At 48.4% G+C, this 18230-nt stretch carries 15 protein-coding genes and 2 riboswitches; of the genes, 13 read left to right on the top strand and 2 right to left on the bottom strand.

What is annotated here, in order from left to right; translation table 11 throughout:
* The first annotated feature begins 70 nt into the window (after positions 1–70).
* The 10 genes from AB1I50_RS05640 (at position 71) to AB1I50_RS05595 (ending at position 10922) form a co-directional block, all read left to right on the top strand.
* Entirely contained in the window at positions 71–2563 is a 2493-nt protein-coding gene (locus AB1I50_RS05640; RefSeq protein ID WP_407725232.1) for a YfhO family protein, read from the top strand.
* Positions 2560–3918 (top strand): Sapep family Mn(2+)-dependent dipeptidase, encoded by a 1359-nt coding sequence (locus AB1I50_RS05635; protein ID WP_407725231.1) that lies wholly within the window; start codon positions 2560–2562, stop codon positions 3916–3918. The genes AB1I50_RS05640 and AB1I50_RS05635 overlap by 4 nt, the downstream gene beginning before the upstream one ends.
* Positions 3919–3928: 10 nt before the next feature.
* Positions 3929–4714: a hypothetical protein gene (locus AB1I50_RS05630; protein ID WP_407725230.1), complete on the top strand. Its 786-nt coding sequence runs from the start codon at positions 3929–3931 to the stop codon at positions 4712–4714.
* A 7-nt stretch (positions 4715–4721) separates the two neighbouring features.
* Positions 4722–5798, top strand: coding sequence for a glycosyltransferase family 2 protein (locus AB1I50_RS05625; RefSeq protein WP_407725229.1), 1077 nt, complete (start codon positions 4722–4724; stop codon positions 5796–5798).
* A complete protein-coding gene (locus tag AB1I50_RS05620) occupies positions 5791–6666 on the top strand; it encodes a LicD family protein (protein WP_407725228.1) in 876 nt (291 codons plus the stop codon). The genes AB1I50_RS05625 and AB1I50_RS05620 overlap by 8 nt, the downstream gene beginning before the upstream one ends.
* Positions 6650–7375 carry a DNA alkylation repair protein gene (locus AB1I50_RS05615; protein ID WP_407725227.1) on the top strand — a complete coding sequence of 242 codons (726 nt, stop codon included), beginning with the start codon at positions 6650–6652 and terminating at the stop codon, positions 7373–7375. Before AB1I50_RS05620 ends, AB1I50_RS05615 begins: the two co-directional genes overlap by 17 nt.
* Positions 7376–7412: 37 nt before the next feature.
* Positions 7413–7551, top strand: a riboswitch (FMN riboswitch).
* 105 nt (positions 7552–7656) lie between these two features.
* Entirely contained in the window at positions 7657–8331 is a 675-nt protein-coding gene (locus AB1I50_RS05610; protein ID WP_407725226.1) for an ECF transporter S component, read from the top strand.
* Between the two features lie 98 nt (positions 8332–8429).
* A riboswitch (THF riboswitch) is annotated at positions 8430–8527 on the top strand.
* Between the two features lie 62 nt (positions 8528–8589).
* Positions 8590–9162 carry a folate family ECF transporter S component gene (locus AB1I50_RS05605; protein ID WP_407725225.1) on the top strand — a complete coding sequence of 191 codons (573 nt, stop codon included), beginning with the start codon at positions 8590–8592 and terminating at the stop codon, positions 9160–9162.
* 184 nt (positions 9163–9346) lie between these two features.
* Positions 9347–9703, top strand: coding sequence for a BlaI/MecI/CopY family transcriptional regulator (locus AB1I50_RS05600; protein WP_407725224.1), 357 nt, complete (start codon positions 9347–9349; stop codon positions 9701–9703).
* Position 9704: 1 nt separating this feature from the next.
* Positions 9705–10922: a M56 family metallopeptidase gene (locus AB1I50_RS05595; protein ID WP_407725223.1), complete on the top strand. Its 1218-nt coding sequence runs from the start codon at positions 9705–9707 to the stop codon at positions 10920–10922.
* A gap of 10 nt (positions 10923–10932) precedes the next feature.
* Here AB1I50_RS05595 and AB1I50_RS05590 read toward each other — a convergent pair whose 3' ends face one another.
* The gene (locus AB1I50_RS05590) at positions 10933–12420 is read right to left on the bottom strand and encodes an IS5 family transposase (RefSeq protein ID WP_407723075.1); all 1488 of its coding nucleotides are present in this window, start codon (positions 12418–12420) and stop codon (positions 10933–10935) included.
* A gap of 370 nt (positions 12421–12790) precedes the next feature.
* A complete protein-coding gene (gene rny, locus AB1I50_RS05585) occupies positions 12791–14344 on the bottom strand; it encodes a ribonuclease Y (protein WP_407725222.1) in 1554 nt (517 codons plus the stop codon).
* Between the two features lie 551 nt (positions 14345–14895).
* Between rny and gap the strand changes: the two genes are divergently transcribed.
* From gap to AB1I50_RS05570, 3 genes are all read left to right on the top strand, one after another.
* Entirely contained in the window at positions 14896–15927 is a 1032-nt protein-coding gene (gap, locus tag AB1I50_RS05580; RefSeq protein WP_407725221.1) for a type I glyceraldehyde-3-phosphate dehydrogenase, read from the top strand.
* A gap of 368 nt (positions 15928–16295) precedes the next feature.
* Positions 16296–16853, top strand: coding sequence for a DUF6935 domain-containing protein (locus AB1I50_RS05575; protein WP_407725220.1), 558 nt, complete (start codon positions 16296–16298; stop codon positions 16851–16853).
* A 23-nt stretch (positions 16854–16876) separates the two neighbouring features.
* Positions 16877–17854 (top strand): DUF4428 domain-containing protein, encoded by a 978-nt coding sequence (locus tag AB1I50_RS05570; protein WP_407725219.1) that lies wholly within the window; start codon positions 16877–16879, stop codon positions 17852–17854.
* Positions 17855–18230 lie beyond the last annotated feature (376 nt).

The raw sequence follows: 18230 nt of genomic DNA, 5'->3' as shown, positions 1-18230 counted from the left end.
ATATATTGATACTATACTTATTATACTGTTTTTAAGACAAATGTCAAAGATGTTACGGGGAGAATTTTAGATGGGCGACAGAATACAACGCTTTAAGCCGAGAAACGGCCACTTTTTTCTGTTCACATTCCTTGTGGGCTTGATTACAGCGGCAGCGTTGTTCATACCTTTTATTGTTTATCAGGGAGGGGTATTTTATTACTACGGAGATTTTAATGTTCAGGAAATTCCGTTTTATCAAATGCTCCACTCATCGGTCAAAAGCGGCGAGCTCGGCTGGAACCACCTGACCGACTTGGGCTCGGACACAATTTCGAGCTACAGCTTTTACCTTTTGGGCAGTCCGTTTTTCTGGCTGACCATTCCGTTTGACAACGATTTTGTCCCGAACTTAATCGGGCCTTTGCTGATATTAAAATTTGCCTGTGCCTCGGGCGCGGCGTATCTGTTTTTGCAGAGGTACGTTAAGTACAAGCCGTTCGCGGTTTTGGGCGGACTGCTGTACGCTTTTTCGGGCTTTTCAATTTACAACGTATTTTTCTTCCACTTTCACGAGCCGATGATAATGTTTCCGCTGCTCTTGGCGGCGCTCGACTGCTTTTTGTACGACAAACGCAGGGGACTTTTCGCGGTCGCGGTGTTTGCGGCGTGCGTTGTAAACTACTACTTCTTTGTGGGACAGGTGCTGTTCGTGGTGATGTACTACCTGATGGTCACCCTCACAAAGACCTATAAATTCAAAATTACCGAGTTTTTGCTCTTGGCGCTCGAGGTAGCAATCGGCTTTGCAGCCACGGCGTTTATACTTTTGCCGTCGGTTTTGGGACTAATGGGCAATCCGAGGCTCGACACCTTCCCCAAGGACTGGAACGCCCTTGTGCACGACAAGCCCCAGCGCTACTGGTTGTCGGTGCTCGCGTTTTTCTTTCCTGCGGATATGCCGGCTATGCCGACCTTTACCCCCGAGTCGAACTGCAAGTGGGCTTCCGTCGCGGGATGGCTTCCGCTGTTCGGTATGACCGGAGTTATCGCGTATTTACAGCTCAAAAAGCGCGACTGGATAAAAAAGCTAATCTGCCTTTTGATACTGTTCGCGATGGTTCCCGTCCTCAACAGTATGTTCCAAATGCTCAACACCTCGATTTACTACGCGAGATGGTACTATATGCTTGTGCTGCTGTTCGTGCTGGCGACTATCAGGGCGGTAGAGAACAGGCGTACAAACTGGAAACGCGCTTTAATCTGGTCGTCGTGTATCACGCTCGGCGCTACTCTGCTTATCGGCTTAATGCCAAAGACCGTCGAGAGCGAGACCGGCGGCGAGGATTCGTACACCATAGGCGTTCAGGCGGACAATGCCCGTTTTTGGGCGTATGCTCTGGCGGCTATGATTTGCCTGCTCGGCTTTGCGCTTATTATTAAAAAGTTCGGCAAAAACCGTTTTGAGTTGGTCACAGCGTCAACAATCGCTGTGCTTGTCGCGGCGCTTTTGACCTCGTACTTTATTATCGGCACAGGTGTGCTGAGCAGCTCGACAACCTCGACAATCAGAAAAGATATAATCAACTCGCGCTCCGATATTGAAATTGACGATTTGGAGACCGAGCGAAGCGACTTTTACAAGTGCGTTGACAACACCGCAATGTACTGGAAGGTTCAGAGTATCAATTGCTTCCAAAGCTCGGTTTCGCCGTCGATAATGCAGTTCTACGAGAAAATCGGAATTAAACGCGACGTTGCCTCAAGACCTGATTTTTCAGCCTACGGGCTCAGACCGTTTTTGAGTACAAAGTATTATTTTGACTACAGCCTTGACAACGGCGACTACACCATCGACAAAAGCTTTGTCGATAACAAGGGCGTTACCAAAATGCCGGGTTGGAAATTTATTAAGTCAAACAATAACTTTGATATTTATTTGGATGAAAACTACATCCCCATGGGATATTGCTTTGACAGCTATATCACCGAGGAGGAGTTTGAGCGGATCAGGGAGAAGGACCGTCCGCAGGCTCTTGTAAACGCGATGGTTTTAAGCCATGAGCAGATGAAAAAGTATTCGTCCATCACCGGCTACACCGACGAAAAGTACGCCGCGCTGTACAGCCAAAATCCCGGCAGGTTCAAAAGCGTTGTGGATAATTACAGCTTCGGTACTCCCCAGCTTGAGCAGGCTTGCAATAAGCTTAAGGCGGATTGCTGTTCGTCGTTTGAGTACACCAAGGAAGGTTTTACGGCGAAGTACGAGAACAAGGGCGGCGAAAAGCTGATGTTCTTTACCGTGCCCTACAGCGAAGGCTTCACCGCCGAGGTAAACGGCGAGGCGGTCGAGGTCGAAAAGGCGGATTACGGCTTTATGGCGGTTAAGGTTCCGGCAAAATCAAGCTGTGACATCGTGTTTAAGTACCGCACGCCCGGGCTTGACCTCGGAATAAAAATTACACTCTGCGCCGCGGCGGCATTTGCGCTTTATATGCTTGTTGTGCTGATTACGGCGGTTGTAAAAAGGGTGCTCAGAAAAAGAAAAAACAATATTCGGGAAAATTGGAGAGATATAAAATGACTTTCGGTGAGAATATTTTAAAATACCGCGACGAGTTTTTTGACGACCTCGGCAAGCTGCTGAGCCTTGAATCCGTCGACGGCGCAAAACCGGAGGAATGTAAAAAGGCGCTTGACTTTATCCTGTCACGCGCAAAGGACTTCGGACTTGACGGCGAGCTCGTCTCGGAGCACAGCGGTCACGTTCAGCTCGGAGAGGGCGGAAAGCTCTGCGGAGTGCTCGCGCACCTCGACGTTGTTCCGGCAGGTAATAACTGGAGCTTAAATCCGTTCGCTCTGACAGAGCAAAACGGCAGGCTCTACGGCAGAGGAATTGCTGACGACAAGGGAGCGGCGCTTGTGAATCTGTACTGCCTGCGTGCGATTAAGGAGAGCGGCGTTCAGGGCAAAAACACCCTGCGCGCGATTTACGGCACGAGCGAGGAAACAGGTATGAAGGATATGGACGAGTACTTTAAGGCTCAGCCCCTGCCCGACCTCGCCTTTACCCCCGACAGCGAGTACGGAATTTGCTATGCCGAAAAGGGCATTTTGCAGGTAGAGATAAGCACTCCTTCAAACGAAGCTAAGGTGCTTTCGCAGTTCCATTCGGGCAAGGCGGTCAACGCCGTGCCTGATTTGGCTTACGTTATGCTCGACTCCTCAAGCTACGACGAGCAGAGGCTGATGCGCTTTGCCGACGCGAGCGACGGAAGCTTTGAGTTCAACTACACAATCGACGGACTTATGATTATCAGCCGCGGAAAGGCGGCTCATGCCTGCGAACCCGAAAAGGGCTTCAACGCCGCGGCGGCGCTTATTGATTTAATTGCCAACGCCTACGATGTCGAGGATATCGGAGCGCTTTGCTCGTTTATCGACTACGCCCTCAACTGCGAGACAAACGGCAGGTCGTTCGGAATCAAGATGAAGGACTCCGTCTCGGGAGCGCTCACCGTAAACCTCGGCGTTGTCCATATTGAGGACGGTACCTCTAAGGCAAAGCTCGACATCCGCTATCCCGTGACCGTCAACGGCAACTACATTTTCAGGCAGTTAAAGAGCGTTGCGGAGCACAGCGGAATAAAAGCCGAGGTTATCCACCACGAAAAGCCGCTCTATGTTGAAAAGGACAGCGAGCTGATTGAGCTTCTCTCCGGCGCATACGAGAGCGTTACCGGAGAAAAAGCTGAGCTCTACTCAACAGGCGGCGGAACCTACGCGCGCAAGCTCGGCGGCAGGGGAGTGGCGTTCGGACCGAACTTTAAGGGCGACGACATCCATATGCACAACGCCGACGAGAGCGTTGACAAAGAAAATTTCCTAAAGCATATGCAGATTTGTTTGCAGGCAATGTACCGCTTGTACACGGAATAAGGGATTGATTATGAGTAAGGAAAAAATTGTAAAAAAGCAGGCGAGAGAGGCCCTTAAGGGCAATACCCTGCCGATTATCGCGGGAATGTTGTTGTCGGCGCTTGTGTTCGTAATGCTTCAAAACATTATGTACGTTCTGATGATCGCCTTCGACGCGATTGACCTTGAATCAGAGCGAATGAACGCAGGCTCGGACTTGCCGTACTTTTTGGTGCTGACAGGAACGATAATCGCAGGAGTCTTGCTCTCGCCGTTCATTAACGGAATGTACAAGGCGGCGGCAAACGCCGTGATTAAGAAGGAAAACGACATTACCGATTTGTTCTGCTTCTTCCGCGGATTTAGAAGATACCTCAAAACACTTCTTGTAAATATGACGGTGTTTTTGCTGTACGCGGTGACAGTCAGCTCTGTGAACGCGCTGTTAAAGACATTTGCCGACCCGGGCGATATTATCCGCGGCTTGGCTTCAGGCGTTGCAGGCTTTTTGGCTTACGCGCTGTTTATGCACTATCCGCTCTGCCTTTACGCTGTCGATGACAGCCGCAGCGCAGGCAGATATATGTTCGGTTATATCGGCTTTTCATTCAGGCATTTTTGGGCGCTGATTAAGCTGATTTTCAGTATGCTCGGCTGGATTTTACTCTGTTTCTTCGTAGTACCGGTTCTGTATGTAGGACCTTACGCGCTATGCGCCGCAATCAATTCCGCATACTGGCTGAAAGAGGCTGACGACGAAAAGTCACGCGGCAATATTCAGCAGAATTACACAGGATACACACAGCAATATAGGTGATTGTCAAATGGTAGTTTCACTTTGTATGATAGCCTACAACGAGGCTGAGGCTATTCAGGGACTGTTCAGCGATATCTCGCTGCAGGACTATCCCCATGAAAAAATCGAGATTGTTTTTGTGGACAGTATGTCCACCGACTCGACATATGAGAGAATGGAGAAGTTCAAAAACACCGACTACGGCTTTATGGACGTGCGGATTGTCCAGTGCGCCAAGCGCAACCAGGCGTTTTCATGGAACGCCGCGCTGATGACCGCCACAGGCGACGTCATCATCCGCGTTGACGCTCACGCGCGTATTCCACGCAACTTTGTTTCGCGCAACGTCTATAACCTTAAGCAGGGAGAGAACGTTGTGGGCGGCGGACGTCCGAACATCAGCTCAAACGTGAGCTCTTGGAAGATGACCTTGCTCGCCGCCGAGGACTCGCTTTTCGGAAGCTCCGTCGCGGCGTACAGACGTCCCTCAACGCAGAAGGAGTATATGGACAGCCTTTTCCACGCGGCTTACCGCAGAAAGGTAATCGCCACGGTCGGCGGCTTTAACGAGAACCTCGGACGTACCGAGGATAACGAGTTCCACTACCGTATCCGCCAGGCAGGCTTCAAAATGTGCTGCTGCCCCGACATAATTTCATACCAACATTCGCGAAATACGCTTAAAAATATGGTAAGGCAAAAGTACTCCAACGGCAGGTGGATAGGCCTGACGGTTTCGGAGTGCCCGGGATGTCTTTCGTACTTCCACTTTGCGCCGTTTATATTTGTTGTGGCGCTTATCGCGCTGATAATTCTCGCGATTTTCGGGCATCCCTTCCTGCTTTATATCCTCTTGATAATTTACGGAATGTTCGATTTCGTAAACACGGTCGGCTGCTGTACGGTCAAAAATATGCAGCCTCAGTTTGCGCTTTTGCCGTTTATTTTCCCGTTGCTTCACGTGGCATACGGTGTGGGTACAATCGTCGGACTGCTTCAAATTCCGTTTTGGCGCAGAAAAATCCGTAACAGCCACGCAAAGGAGCATATCGAAAAGGTTAAGCGCAAGGTAATCAAACACACGGTGGTCAGAGACTATGAATAAAGTTGAGTTAACCCCTGAGCTTTTGCGCGAGCTGCAGCTTAAGCAGCTTCCGATGCTCGAGTATTTCAGGGACTTTTGCGAAAAAAACAACCTGACCTTCTACCTCATCGGCGGAGGTCTTATCGGCGCGCTCCGTAACGGCGGATTTGTGCCGTGGGACGACGACGTTGACGTTATGCTTCCGCGAGGGGATTACGAAAAACTGCCCAAACTCTGGCGCGAACAGCACGCCGACGGCAGGTTTAGGCTTTTGAAAACCGACGACGAAATGTTCACCGGCAACATCTTCATCACTATCACCGACACCGATTACACAATGGTAAAGACAAACCAGACTACGGTGGATATCCCCCACGGACTTGTGCTTGACGTTTTTCCTCTCGACGTTGCACCCGACAGCCGGTTCGCGCGTAAAATGCAGTTTGTCTGGACAATGATTTACTCGCTGTTTTTGGCGCAGGTTGTGCCCGAAAACAACGGCGGACTGATGGCCTTCGGCAGTAAGGTTCTGCTCGGGATTTTCAGGGGCAAAAAGATTAGAAACAAAATTTGGCGTATGGCTGAGAGCCATATGACAAAGTACAAGCTCAGCGAGAACAAATGCGTTACCGAGCTGTGCGCAGGGCCTAAGTGGATGCGCCCCGAGTACCCCAAGCGGATTTATGAGGGCGTTGATTACGTAACCTTTGAGGGCTTGCGTATGCCGTGTATGAAGGGCTACGACGAGTACCTCACGATGGTTTTTGGCGACTATATGACGCCTCCGCCTGCGGACAAGCAAAAGCCTCACCACGACGTGGCGTATCTCGATTTGAACACGCCCTGCGAGGTGTACGACAGAGAGCATAAAGATGAATTTACAAGTTGACGGCTGGAGCGCGGATTACTACGCACGATTTGTGGAATACTTAAAAACTTTTGCGGACGAAAAGTACAGGAGCTTTCATTCCGCACTTGTTCCGACCGAGCAAGTAGATACCTTCCTCGGCGTTCGTATGCCGAAGCTCAGAGAGCTTGGAAAAGAGATTTCCAAAGGCAATCCGAGGGATTACCTGAATATGCAAATCAGCGGATATTACGAGGAAAAAATGCTCCGCGGTATCGTCACCGGACTGATAAAGCCGAGGGACTTTGATGATTTTACAGCGCTTGCGGACGATTACATTCCGTACATCAGCAATTGGGCGCTGTGCGACTGCTTTTGCTCGGGCTTAAAATACGTCAAAAAGTGCCGTGCGGAGTTCTTTGCGCACATCAAAAGCGTTTATCTGACGAGCGAAAATCCTTGGGCAATCAGAACCGCACTTGTACTTATGCTCGACTACTACCTTGACGGCGAGTACATCGACGAGGTTTTGAGCCTGACGGACAGCGTAAATAACGACCACTACTACGTAAAAATGGCGCAGGCGTGGCTAATAGCTACCGCCGTCGCAAAGTGTGAGGAAACAACGCTAGAGTACCTCAAAACCGCGAAAATCCCAAATGACGTCTTTAACAAGGCAATTCAAAAGTCGCGCGAGAGCTTTAGAATAAGCGATGAAACAAAAGAATATTTGAAAACACTTAAGAAGTGATTGACAAATAGAAAATTTGTAATATAATAGTATTAGAGGTTGTCTTCGGGGCGGAGTGAAATTCTCCACCGGCGGTGAGCGGAAGTTTTTTCGTAAGTCCGCGAACAGGTGTTTTGCCTGCCGAGCCTGTGAGATTCAGGCACCGACGGTTATAGTCCGGATGAAAGAAGATGCAGAGCGGCTCGGCCGCATATTTTGCACCATAATACCCGACGTACAATTTGTGCGCCGGGCTTTTTGTTTTCCAAGGACAACTTTAATAAATCTTTGGAGGTCTTTTTATGGCAGACACAAAACAATTTTCAACAGGCAAAAAAATTGCCGCAATGGCAATGCTCACGGCGCTTGCCTTCGCGGCGGACTTTTTCCTCAGAATTCCGAACATCGCAGGATTTCTGACCTACGAGCCCAAGGACGTTGTGCTCACAATCGGCGCGTTCATCTTCGGCCCCGTGGCAGGGCTTGTAATGGCGCTTTTGGTGTGCTTGCTCGAAATGGTAACCGCAAGCTCAACGGGCGTTATCGGACTTTTGATGAACTTTTTGGCTTCGGCAACGTTCGTCGGCGTAGCCTCGGTAATCTACTACCGCAAAAAAACAATGCTCAGGGCGGTTATCGGACTGGTTGCAGGCTCGCTGTCGATGATAGCGGTAATGCTGCTGTGGAACTACATTATGACGCCGATTTATATGGGCGTTCCGCGCCAGGCAGTGCTCGAAATGTTCCTGCCCGTGCTCATTCCGTTCAACGCGATTAAGGCAGGTCTTAACTCGGCACTCGTGCTGCTGCTTTACAAGGCGGTTGTAACGGCTCTGCGAAAGGCAAAGCTTGTTCCCACGCGCGAGAGTAACGACAGCACAAACAAAACCACAAATACGATTATCGTCATAGTGGTCTCGGCTGTGGCGGTAGCGACAATGCTGCTCGTAATGCTGATTTTTGCAGGCATAATTTAAAGCCGCCGCACAGGGCAAACGGCTTGACAAAAACAAACTATTTCTTATTTAAAACTATTCCTTGACAAATTATCATTAGGTGGTATAATTAAAGCAATAACAGAGTAGAAACCAATGCGTAAAGTGGTTTGCGGACGGGGAGTTGCCGTGAACACGAAAGGCTTTGCCTGCGGTGTCGGTTTTGCATCCCGCTGTATTTATTGACGTATTTTAGCGGGCAGTTATTCTGCCCGTTTTTTTATTTTTAGGGGGTATAAAATGTCAGGACTTAAAGTGTTTGTTAATTCTGCAAAAGAACTAAAAAAAGTCTATTCGCTTGCGGCAATCGCGATGCTCCTTGCGCTCAGGGTAGTGCTGGGAATGTTCGCAAACGCGACTCTGCCGATGTTCGGCGGAACAGTAAAAATCAGCGGAGCGTTCTTGCCGATTGCTATTTGCGGCGCTATGTTCGGCCCGATTCCTGCCGCCTTGGTAGGAGCGCTGGGCGATGTAATCTCATTCTTAATCGCGCCGGGCGGAGCGTATATTCCGGGCTTTACAATCAGCGGAGCGCTGACGGGCTTAATCTATGGCTTCGCGCTGTACAAGGACAACGTAACAATCCCGAGGGTAGTCATCGGATGGCTGATTAATATGATAGCCGTCGAGACGTTTTTGGCGGCGTTTTGGTTTTACATCTTCTTCAATCCGGGCTATGAAACGCCGTACCTCGTGTTTTTATCAACGCGCTTCATCAGCGTTGCGGTCAAGTGTATTCCCGAAATCCTGCTGATTTTCGGCGTGGGCAAGCTGACCGCGAAGCTCGACAACCGAATAGGGAAGAAAGCGTAAATTTCAGGGGCGGATTTTCCGCTCCTTTTTTTGTGCAGAAAACTGCTATTTATAACCCCGCCGTTGAAGAAACATTACCGCACAATTACGCTGTTCAAAGGCGGGCAAGAGCGCCCACCGGCACTTGACAAGCTTGTCTATTGGTGATAGACTTATTGTATAATTAGACAGAAAGAGGATAAAAATGAAAAATCTCGGACTTGTAGAGGGAAAATTTTGCGATTTAGTGTGGGCAAACGCGCCGGTTACAACGGCTCAGCTTATAAAGCTTTGCGAAAAGGAGCTTAACTGGAAGCGCACAACGACCTACACCGTGCTGAAGCATATGATAAACCGCGGTTTGTTTGAAAACGACAACAAAACCGTGCGCGTGCTCATTACGCGCGATGAATTTTACGCCGACCAAAGCAGGGAGTATGTCAGCGAGCAGTTTGAGGGCTCTCTGCCTAAGTTTATCGCGGCGTTTACCTCAAAATCCAAGCTCAGCCGCGAGGAAGCGGAGGAGCTTAAGCGGATGATTGACAACGCCTCGGAGGACTGAAATGCCGTCAATGATTAGTTTTGTAAAAACGCTGGTTTCGATGAGCGCGTCGTCGGTCTGGATAATCTTAGCTGTTATAATTTTAAGGCTGATTCTTCGCCGTATTCCCAAGCAGGGAAGAGTGCTGATGTGGATTTTGCCTGCGGTAAGGCTGACGGTTCCGTTCAGGTTCGAATCGCGGTTCAGCGTAACGCCCGAATTTACAAAGGCGGTTCCTGCGATGTCGCCCATATATTCCGCGCCCGTCAGCCGTGCTGAAATCATAATGACCGTAATTTGGGCAGCGGTCACACTCGGAATGTTGCTTTATATGATTATAAGCTTTGTGCGGCTGAAAATCCGCGTGCGCGCAAGCCTTAATCTGAGGGATAATATTTTTATCTGCGATACTATCAGCTCACCGTTTGTGCTCGGTGTGATTCGCCCGAGGATTTACGTGCCGTCGGATATTGACGGCAAGGCGCTCGACTATGTTCTTATGCACGAGCAGGCGCATATCAGGCGGCTCGATACCGTCTGGAAGCCGCTCGCGTTTTTGATACTGAGCGTTCACTGGTTCAATCCGCTCGTGTGGGCGGCGTATGTGCTGTTTAACCGCGATATAGAGCTTGCATGCGACGAACAGGCGGTTAAAAATCTTACGTTTGGCAGGCGTAGGGAATATTCCACCGCTCTGCTTGACTGCTGTACAAAAAATTCCTTTACGGCGGCGTGTCCGTTCGCGTTTGGGGAAAAGCCGGTTAAACAGCGGATTAAAAGCGTGCTCGGCTACAAAAAGCCGAAGCTTGTTTATAAGCTCGCCGCGGTGGTCTGCTGTGCCGCGGCAACGTTGCTGTTCCTCACAAATCCCGTGACGGCAAAGGTCGTTCGCGATAACAGTGTGGTTTCGGTAAATCCGCTTAAAAATATTTGGGACGAACCGCCTGTAACTGAACCTGCAACTGAGCCTTCAACTATCGCACCTACCGAAACGGTTGAGAAAGATGAAGAACCACACGTGGAAGATTATGCCGAAGCGGAGTATTCATCTAACTCCGAAGAAATATACTACGAGGCGGATAATTACAGCGGCTATGAGGCGGAGGATAATAATTACAGCGAGGATTATTTGGATAACAGCGGAAATGAACCTGTCGGATATGTCGAACCCCAGCCATTTGAGAGCGACACTGAAAAGTATGTGCTTGAAAAGAACTGGTGGGAAAACCCGGTAATTTAGTCTCTGCTCATTAACCGCACGAAACGGATATGAGGTTATTTTTCAGCTTCAGCAGCATTGATATTACGTCGTACAGGAATCCCAAAAATCGGCGCAAAGAACCTCTTGCTAATTTTTCGAGGTTCAATACCAGTAGGGAAAGCGCAATGGAACAACGGGTCGTTGTATCGAGCTTCGTTCTGATGAGTCCCAAGCCGCAGCATCTCTTTGCGAGGCTGAAGCCTCGCTCGACTTCGATACGATCCGTGTTATCACTGTATGCAGTTTTGCGTTCCTCCGGCGTCGGTTCTTTTTTTGGACGCCCCAAAGCCGGACCGGATATACGGATACCCTTGCTCTTGCAGAAAGCTCTGTTGTTCCGATTGCGGTATATCTGATCGACCAGCACCCTTTCGGGATAGCGTCCGGTTCGCTTGCGGTATCTCTCTATTGCCGAGATGAGCACATCCGCTTCATTGTAAGCGTCAAAGGATAATCTCTCTAACCGTGCGAATCCGTTTTCATCAATGCTCATATCCAGCTTTGCACCGAATTCTACCGGAGCTTTTGCTTTGCCGCGCACGATGGGTCGGATATACGGCTGAGAAATACTGACGATGCGGTCTTTGACGCTGTGAACATTGTTGTCATACATGTACTTTTGCTGTTCATACAGCTCTTTGATGACCGTTAACCGCTTGGCTTGCTTTTCGGTAAGAACTACTCCGTTGGCTAATACAAACATATCGATATAGCCGAGGTCTCGACGAATATACTGAAGCTGCTGCTTGATCGCCTTGCGGATCTTTTTCTTGGTACGCTTTTTGCATTTCGCCAAATTCAGATAATCTTTTCTCGCGTTTTTGCGATACATCCTTGGCTTGTAAAAATTGTAGGTATAGCAGATATCGTCTATGATGGATTCAAGATTTTCTCTTGCCTCGTTCAGCAGATTGATGTCCTGCGGGTAAGAGATGTTCTGAGGAGCACAGGTAGCGTCAAGAATCAATGTGCCTTTGTTGTCTGCTTCGGATTTCTCATTCTCTTTGCTTTCAGCATCCTCGCCGCCATCGGAGTGACTGTTGTTATCCGAATCATCGTCTTCATTGTTTTCAGGCAGATTGAATTGGATCATCATTTCGTTGATGTCTTCAAGGATGTCATCTGTCAGACGTTTGCGAAACTCTACCAAAAGTGACGGCGCAAAAGGCGCTTCATAAGAATATCCCGGAAGTCCGATAAAGTATTGGTAGTAGGCATTCTCCTTGATTTGCTCGACAAGCTCACGGTCGGAATAATCATATTTCTTCTGGATCATCAGCGACCCGAGAGCTGTTTGTAAAGGTTTTGCCGGCATACCGGTCTCGCTCGGAAACAGCGCGGCATATTTTATCTCGATGTCGTACCACGGTATACTCGCAGCCTTCTTTACCCAGCGGTTCTCAGGATCCATCTGCATCCCTGCGGGCTGATTGAAATCTGTAAAACTCATTTGTTGATTTCTATGGAACTTATACATACTGTCCTCTAACTTAAGTGCAAGCTTTTTTATTGCTCTTGATTATTTTCTTGCACTTATTATAGCACATTTCGATGAAAAATGCACTGTTTATCGAGAATTTTACTGATTGCTTGTTTTGAAGGCAGTGACTAATTTATAATGTCAGAGGAGAGAGAATTGATTAAAAAATCAATCGAACTTTTACAGTATGACTGATAATATAAGAGCATAAAAATAAGCGCTTCCGTTTTGCGGAAGCGCTTATTTTTTGCGTTTGTTGAGTTGTAAAAATACATTGCCGTACCCGGCAATCCTTTGACGCGTCGTTAGTCCGCGGTCAGTATTAAACCGACTTAGCCAAAGGCGCATTGGATGCAACGTCACGTTGCTATTTTGCGAACTCCGCCGCGCGGCTTTCGCGGATGATGTTAACCTTAATCTGACCGGGATATTCAACTTCCTCTTCAATCTTCTTACAGATTTCTCTTGCGAGGGGAAGCATTCTCTCGTCGTTAACAACCTCGGGCTTAACCATAACCCTGATTTCGCGGCCTGCCTGAATAGCGAACGAGCGGTCAACTCCGCCGAACGAGGAAGCAACTTCTTCGAGCTTTTGCAGGCGCTTGATGTAGTTTTCAACGTTTTCGCGTCTTGCTCCGGGACGTGCCGCTGAAAGCGCGTCGGCAGCCTGAACCAGACAAGCGACGATTGTCTTAGCCTCAACGTCGCCGTGGTGCGCGTGAATCGCGTGGATAACGGCGTCGCTCTCCTTGTACTTTCTCGCCAATTCTACGCCGATTTGGATATGAGTTCCCTCAACCTCGTGGTCAATCGCCTTGCCGATGTCGTGCAAAAGACCTGCGCGCTTTGCAAGAGTCGGGTCAAGTCCGAGCTCGCTCGCCATCATACCGGCGAGGTAAGCGACCTCGATTGAGTGGTTAAGAACGTTCTGACCGTAGCTGGTACGGTAGCGAAGCCGTCCGAGCATTTTGATAAGCTCGGGGTGAATGTTGTGAATACCGACCTCAAGAACGGCGCGTTCGCCTTCCTTCTTGATAGTCGCGTCAACCTCGCGTCTTGCTTTTTCAATGGTTTCCTCAATTCTGGCGGGGTGAATACGACCGTCGGAAATGAGCTTTTCGAGCGCGATTCTCGCAACCTCGCGCCTAACGGGCTCGAAGCACGACAGCGTAATCGCCTCGGGTGTGTCGTCAATAATCAGGTCTACGCCTGTCAGGGTTTCAATCGCCCTGATGTTTCTTCCCTCACGTCCGATGATACGTCCCTTCATCTCGTCATTGGGAAGCGGTACTACCGAGATTGTAGCCTCGGCAACCTGCTCGGCGGCAAGTCTCTGGATAGACAGAGAAATAATGTTGCGCGCCTTCTCGTCAGCTTCTTCCTTAAGCTGCTCCTGATACTCCATAATCTTCACGGACTTTTCGTGAACAAGCTCGTCCTCGAGCTGAGTGAGTAAGTAGCTCTTTGCCTGCTCAGCGGTGTAGCCGGAGATTTTCTCAAGCATTTCAAACTGGCTCTTTTTGAGGGTTTCAACCTCAGCGAGCTTTTGGTCTGCTTCTTTGAGTTTCTTGTTAACTCTCTCGTCCTTTTTCTCGACATTATCGAGCTTGCGGTCGAGGGTTTCTTCCTTTTGCTGAATTCTGCGCTCTTGGCGCTGAACCTCTTTGCGTCGGTCGGAAATTTCCTTTTCGCTCTCGTTTCTGAAGCGGTGAACCTCGTCCTTACCCTCAAGAATAACCTCTTTCTTCTTAGCTTCGGCAGTCTTGATAGCGTCCGAGACAATCTTTTTGGCTTCTTCCTCAGCACTTCCGATTTCCTTTTCGGCAGTGTTCTTGCGGATTTGAATGCCCAAAAATACACCGATCACAGCGCCGACCAACAACGCAGCAACGATGCAGATTATCGCAATGGGTAACTGCATACTTACTGACACCTCCTTAGTTTAGTTTTTTTAAAATCATCATAATTCCATTACAAAAACTTTAAAAGGTGCCGTTAGACAAGATATTCAGTTTTAATCATTTAAATATTTTTTATATAGCCGACAGCCGAAAATCGCCTTAAACGGCTTAAAAATAACCCAAAGGTCATCAAGATTAATAAAAAATATCTATATATAACGGCTCTGTTAAAGAGTCTGGTAAAAAGAATAACAAAAGGCAACTCCATATTACGCCTTTTGCAAATCCATTACGCCATAATAACGGATTATAGAATAATTTTATAACAAATTCAATAATATGTCAAGTCGTCAACCGTGCGAAATGCAGAAAAATAATTACAATATCGAAATTTGTCTGTAAAAAATGCAATATAGTCTTAATCGGGTTTGCAAATTTACAAATCCGCAAAAATGTACGTAGGTTTTTAGAAAAAATTTCAAAAATTCAGCTCTAAATTGCCTTTAAACTATTGAAGAAATGAAAAAAATGTAATATAATAGAGATACCATAATATTAGGAGGAATTTATTATGTCAGTAAAAGTTGCTATTAACGGCTTCGGCCGTATCGGACGTCTTGCTTTCAGACAGATGTTCGGCGCAGAGGGTTACGAAGTTGTAGCTATCAACGATCTTACAGATCCCAAGATGCTCGCTAACCTTCTTAAGTACGACACAGCCCAGAAGGGCTATTGCGGTACAATCGGTGAGAATCTCCACACTGTTGAGGCAGGCGAGAATTCTATCATCGTTGACGGCAAGGAAATCACAATTTATGCTAAGCCCAACGCTGCTGAGCTTCCCTGGGGCGAGCTTGGCGTAGACGTTGTTTTGGAGTGCACAGGCTTCTACTGCTCTAAGGCAAAGAGCCAGGCTCACATTGACGCAGGCGCTAAGAAGGTTGTTATTTCTGCTCCCGCAGGCAAGGACCTTCCCACAATCGTATACAGCGTAAACGAGAACGTTCTCACAGTTGACGACAAGATTATCTCTGCTGCTTCCTGCACAACAAACTGCCTTGCTCCCATGGCTGATACTCTTAACAAGTATGCTCCCATTCAGAGCGGTATCATGAGCACAATCCACGCTTACACAGGCGACCAGATGATTCTTGACGGTCCTCACAGAAAGGGCGACCTCAGAAGAGCAAGAGCCGGCGCTGCTAACATCGTTCCTAACTCAACAGGCGCTGCTAAGGCTATCGGTCTTGTAATTCCCGAGCTCGACGGCAAGCTCATCGGTTCTGCACAGCGTGTTCCTGTTCCCACAGGTTCAACAACAATCCTTACAGCTGTTGTTAAGGGCACAGACGTTACCGTTGAGGGCATCAACGCTGCTATGAAGGCTGCTGCTTCAGAGTCCTTCGGCTACAACGAGGATCCCATCGTTTCTTCAGACGTTATCGGTATGCGTTTTGGTTCACTCTTTGACGCTACTCAGACAATGGTTTCAAAGGTTGCTGACGATCTGTACGAGGTTCAGGTTGTTTCTTGGTATGATAACGAGAACTCCTACACCAGCCAGATGGTTAGAACAATCAAATACTTTGCTGAGCTCGGCTAATAGCTGCTTGGTTTAATATTTGAGCTTAAAGGCTGTCCTTCGGGGCAGCCTTTTTTAGTGAATAATGAATATTGAATAATGAATAATGAAAAATTGTAGGGGCGACCTTAGCACGTCGGCAACCCTTTTGGGCTACGCCCATTTCCCCTAACAGGGGAATCACATTGCTCGCCCGCATAAGCCGAGCGTTCCCATTACACCGTTTTTTGAAAGGAAAAATTGGTTTCCTATCAGCGGGCGTGCACTGCACGCCCCTACAACACAATGATTTAATAAATAATAAAAATATCTTAAAATCCCTTGTAATTTTGTTTAATTTACCGTATAATGAAAATGTAAACATTTTAACTGACTAAAGGAGTGTAGCTATGGGACTTTTTGATAACATTACGAACAAGGCGCAGGGTGCCGTTCAAGGCGCAGGCGGCTCTAATAAATCCGTCGATGTGACCTTTGCCAAGCTCCCCGAAACCTTGGAGGAGTTTATGGCTTTGCCGCAGTCAGCCCTTGCAAATCCGTTTGATACCGCGGCTCTTACCGTGCTTGCCCTCTGCTTTTATCCGCAGGACAAGGAGCTCTGTTATCAAATGCTCGAGTTTCTGAAAGGTCCGGGCACGCTCAGTCCGTATGAAAAGCAGTTTATCAGGGACCGTTTTATGGACAGCGACTACGTGCCGAGGTCGTACTTCAAGGGCGCGACTCCGCAGAACGACTACCTGCCCTCGCAGCCGTACACAATTTCGGTCAGCGAAAATCCGTATTCATACCAAAATCAGGGCTACGCCAAGCTATTTATCAGGTCGGGCGGAGCGGATAGTCCGCGCGAGGTGCTCTTAAGGCTTGCCAAGGACGGCAAGTGGTATCTTTGGGAGCAGTTTTTGCTCGTCGGAATCCGCGCTCCCGAGAGCAGCAACCCCTGGGCATAAATTTAACATAAAGGAGAATTACTATGGGACTTTTTGAGAAGAAATATTGCGATATCTGCGGAGAGAAAATCGGCCTTTTGGGCAACAGAAAGCTCGAGGACGGCAACATTTGCAGCAAGTGCGCCGCCAAGCTGTCACCGTTTTTTACCGGCAGAAAAAAATCTACACTTGATGAAATCAAGGCTCAGCTTGCTTACCGCGAGCAAAACAGGCAGAACCTAAACTACTTCAACGCCACGCGCGTGCTCGGCAACAACACGAAGGTTTATATTGACGACACCCAGGCGAAGTTTGTAATCAGCCGCAAGAGCGACTACCGCTCGGAGAACGCCGATATTATCGACATTGCTCACGTGATCAGCGCGAGGTACGAGGTTGAGGAGCACAAGTCCGAGATTTACCGCGAGAACAACGAGGGCAGGAGAGAGTCCTACAATCCGCCCAGATACGACTGCGAGTACGAGATTACAATTTACATCACCGTAAATTCGCCGTATTTCAGCGACATCCAGTTTGAGCTCACCGACCAAAGACCTGAGAGCCGCTACACCGAGGAATTCAGACGTTACGAGCAGCAGGCTAATGAGATTGTTATGGCGCTGAACGGCAACGCAAATATGGGCAATATGGGCACTGTGGGCGGAATGGCTTACGGACAGCAGAATTTCGGTCAGCAGCAGCCCTACGGACAACAGAATTTTAACCAACAGCAGCCATACGGACAGCAAAACTTTAACCAGCAGCCGCAGCAGCCCTACGGTCAGCAGAACTTTAACCAGCAGCCGCAGCAGCCTTACGGTCAGCAGAACTTTAATCAGCAGCCGCAACAGCCTTACGGTCAGCAGAACTTTAACCAACAGCCGCAGCAGCCCTACGGTCAGCAGAATTTTAATCAGCAGCCGCAGCAACCCTACAAGCAGTCGGCAGGTTGGGTATGCCCCTGCTGCGGAGCAACAAACACCGGCAACTTCTGCGAGAGCTGCGGAGCGAAGAAGAACTGAGAATAGAGTTTTGAGATTAGAGTTTAGTGTTAAGAGTTTAGAGTTTAATTAAGAGAAAAAATTTGATATATATTTTAAAGGCTCCCCCGTCGCGTTAAGCTACGGGGGATTCCCCTGTCAGGGGAAATGTCACGAAGTGACAAAAGGGTTGCCGTTTTCGCCAGAAAAAGCTGTCGTGTTAGCGACTGAGGGGCGGCTTTTCCTTAATTGCCACGCTTAACAATTATTACTTTATAATTTAAATGTAGTGACAGCCTTAGCACGCCGGCAATCCTTTTGTCAGCTTCGCTGACATTTCCCTTAATAAGGGAATCACCTTGCGGCTGTCATCAGAGCAGACGTTTACTCTCGTCCGCAACTTTGATTTAACAAGCAA

Origin of the sequence: Ruminococcus sp. NATIVEDY161 (assembly GCF_045819895.1) — a bacterium.
In the GTDB taxonomy this organism is placed as follows: Bacteria; Bacillota; Clostridia; order Oscillospirales; family Acutalibacteraceae; genus Ruminococcoides.
The sequence above is the reverse complement of the archived record's forward strand: the minus strand, read 5'-3'. Positions and strand labels throughout refer to the sequence as shown.

Excerpts from the sequence above, each read along its gene's own strand:
- AB1I50_RS05630 (WP_407725230.1), top strand. The coding sequence starts at position 3,929 with ATGAGTAAGGAAAAAATTGTAAAAAAGCAGGCGAGAGAGGCCCTTAAG.
- gap (WP_407725221.1), top strand. The coding sequence starts at position 14,896 with ATGTCAGTAAAAGTTGCTATTAACGGCTTCGGCCGTATCGGACGTCTT.
- AB1I50_RS05620 (WP_407725228.1), top strand. The coding sequence starts at position 5,791 with ATGAATAAAGTTGAGTTAACCCCTGAGCTTTTGCGCGAGCTGCAGCTT.
- AB1I50_RS05600 (WP_407725224.1), top strand. The coding sequence starts at position 9,347 with ATGAAAAATCTCGGACTTGTAGAGGGAAAATTTTGCGATTTAGTGTGG.
- AB1I50_RS05575 (WP_407725220.1), top strand. The coding sequence starts at position 16,296 with ATGGGACTTTTTGATAACATTACGAACAAGGCGCAGGGTGCCGTTCAA.
- AB1I50_RS05625 (WP_407725229.1), top strand. The coding sequence starts at position 4,722 with ATGGTAGTTTCACTTTGTATGATAGCCTACAACGAGGCTGAGGCTATT.
- AB1I50_RS05635 (WP_407725231.1), top strand. The coding sequence starts at position 2,560 with ATGACTTTCGGTGAGAATATTTTAAAATACCGCGACGAGTTTTTTGAC.
- AB1I50_RS05595 (WP_407725223.1), top strand. The coding sequence starts at position 9,705 with ATGCCGTCAATGATTAGTTTTGTAAAAACGCTGGTTTCGATGAGCGCG.
- AB1I50_RS05590 (WP_407723075.1), bottom strand. The coding sequence starts at position 12,420 with ATGTATAAGTTCCATAGAAATCAACAAATGAGTTTTACAGATTTCAAT.
- rny (WP_407725222.1), bottom strand. The coding sequence starts at position 14,344 with ATGCAGTTACCCATTGCGATAATCTGCATCGTTGCTGCGTTGTTGGTC.
- AB1I50_RS05605 (WP_407725225.1), top strand. The coding sequence starts at position 8,590 with ATGTCAGGACTTAAAGTGTTTGTTAATTCTGCAAAAGAACTAAAAAAA.
- AB1I50_RS05640 (WP_407725232.1), top strand. The coding sequence starts at position 71 with ATGGGCGACAGAATACAACGCTTTAAGCCGAGAAACGGCCACTTTTTT.
- AB1I50_RS05570 (WP_407725219.1), top strand. The coding sequence starts at position 16,877 with ATGGGACTTTTTGAGAAGAAATATTGCGATATCTGCGGAGAGAAAATC.
- AB1I50_RS05610 (WP_407725226.1), top strand. The coding sequence starts at position 7,657 with ATGGCAGACACAAAACAATTTTCAACAGGCAAAAAAATTGCCGCAATG.
- AB1I50_RS05615 (WP_407725227.1), top strand. The coding sequence starts at position 6,650 with ATGAATTTACAAGTTGACGGCTGGAGCGCGGATTACTACGCACGATTT.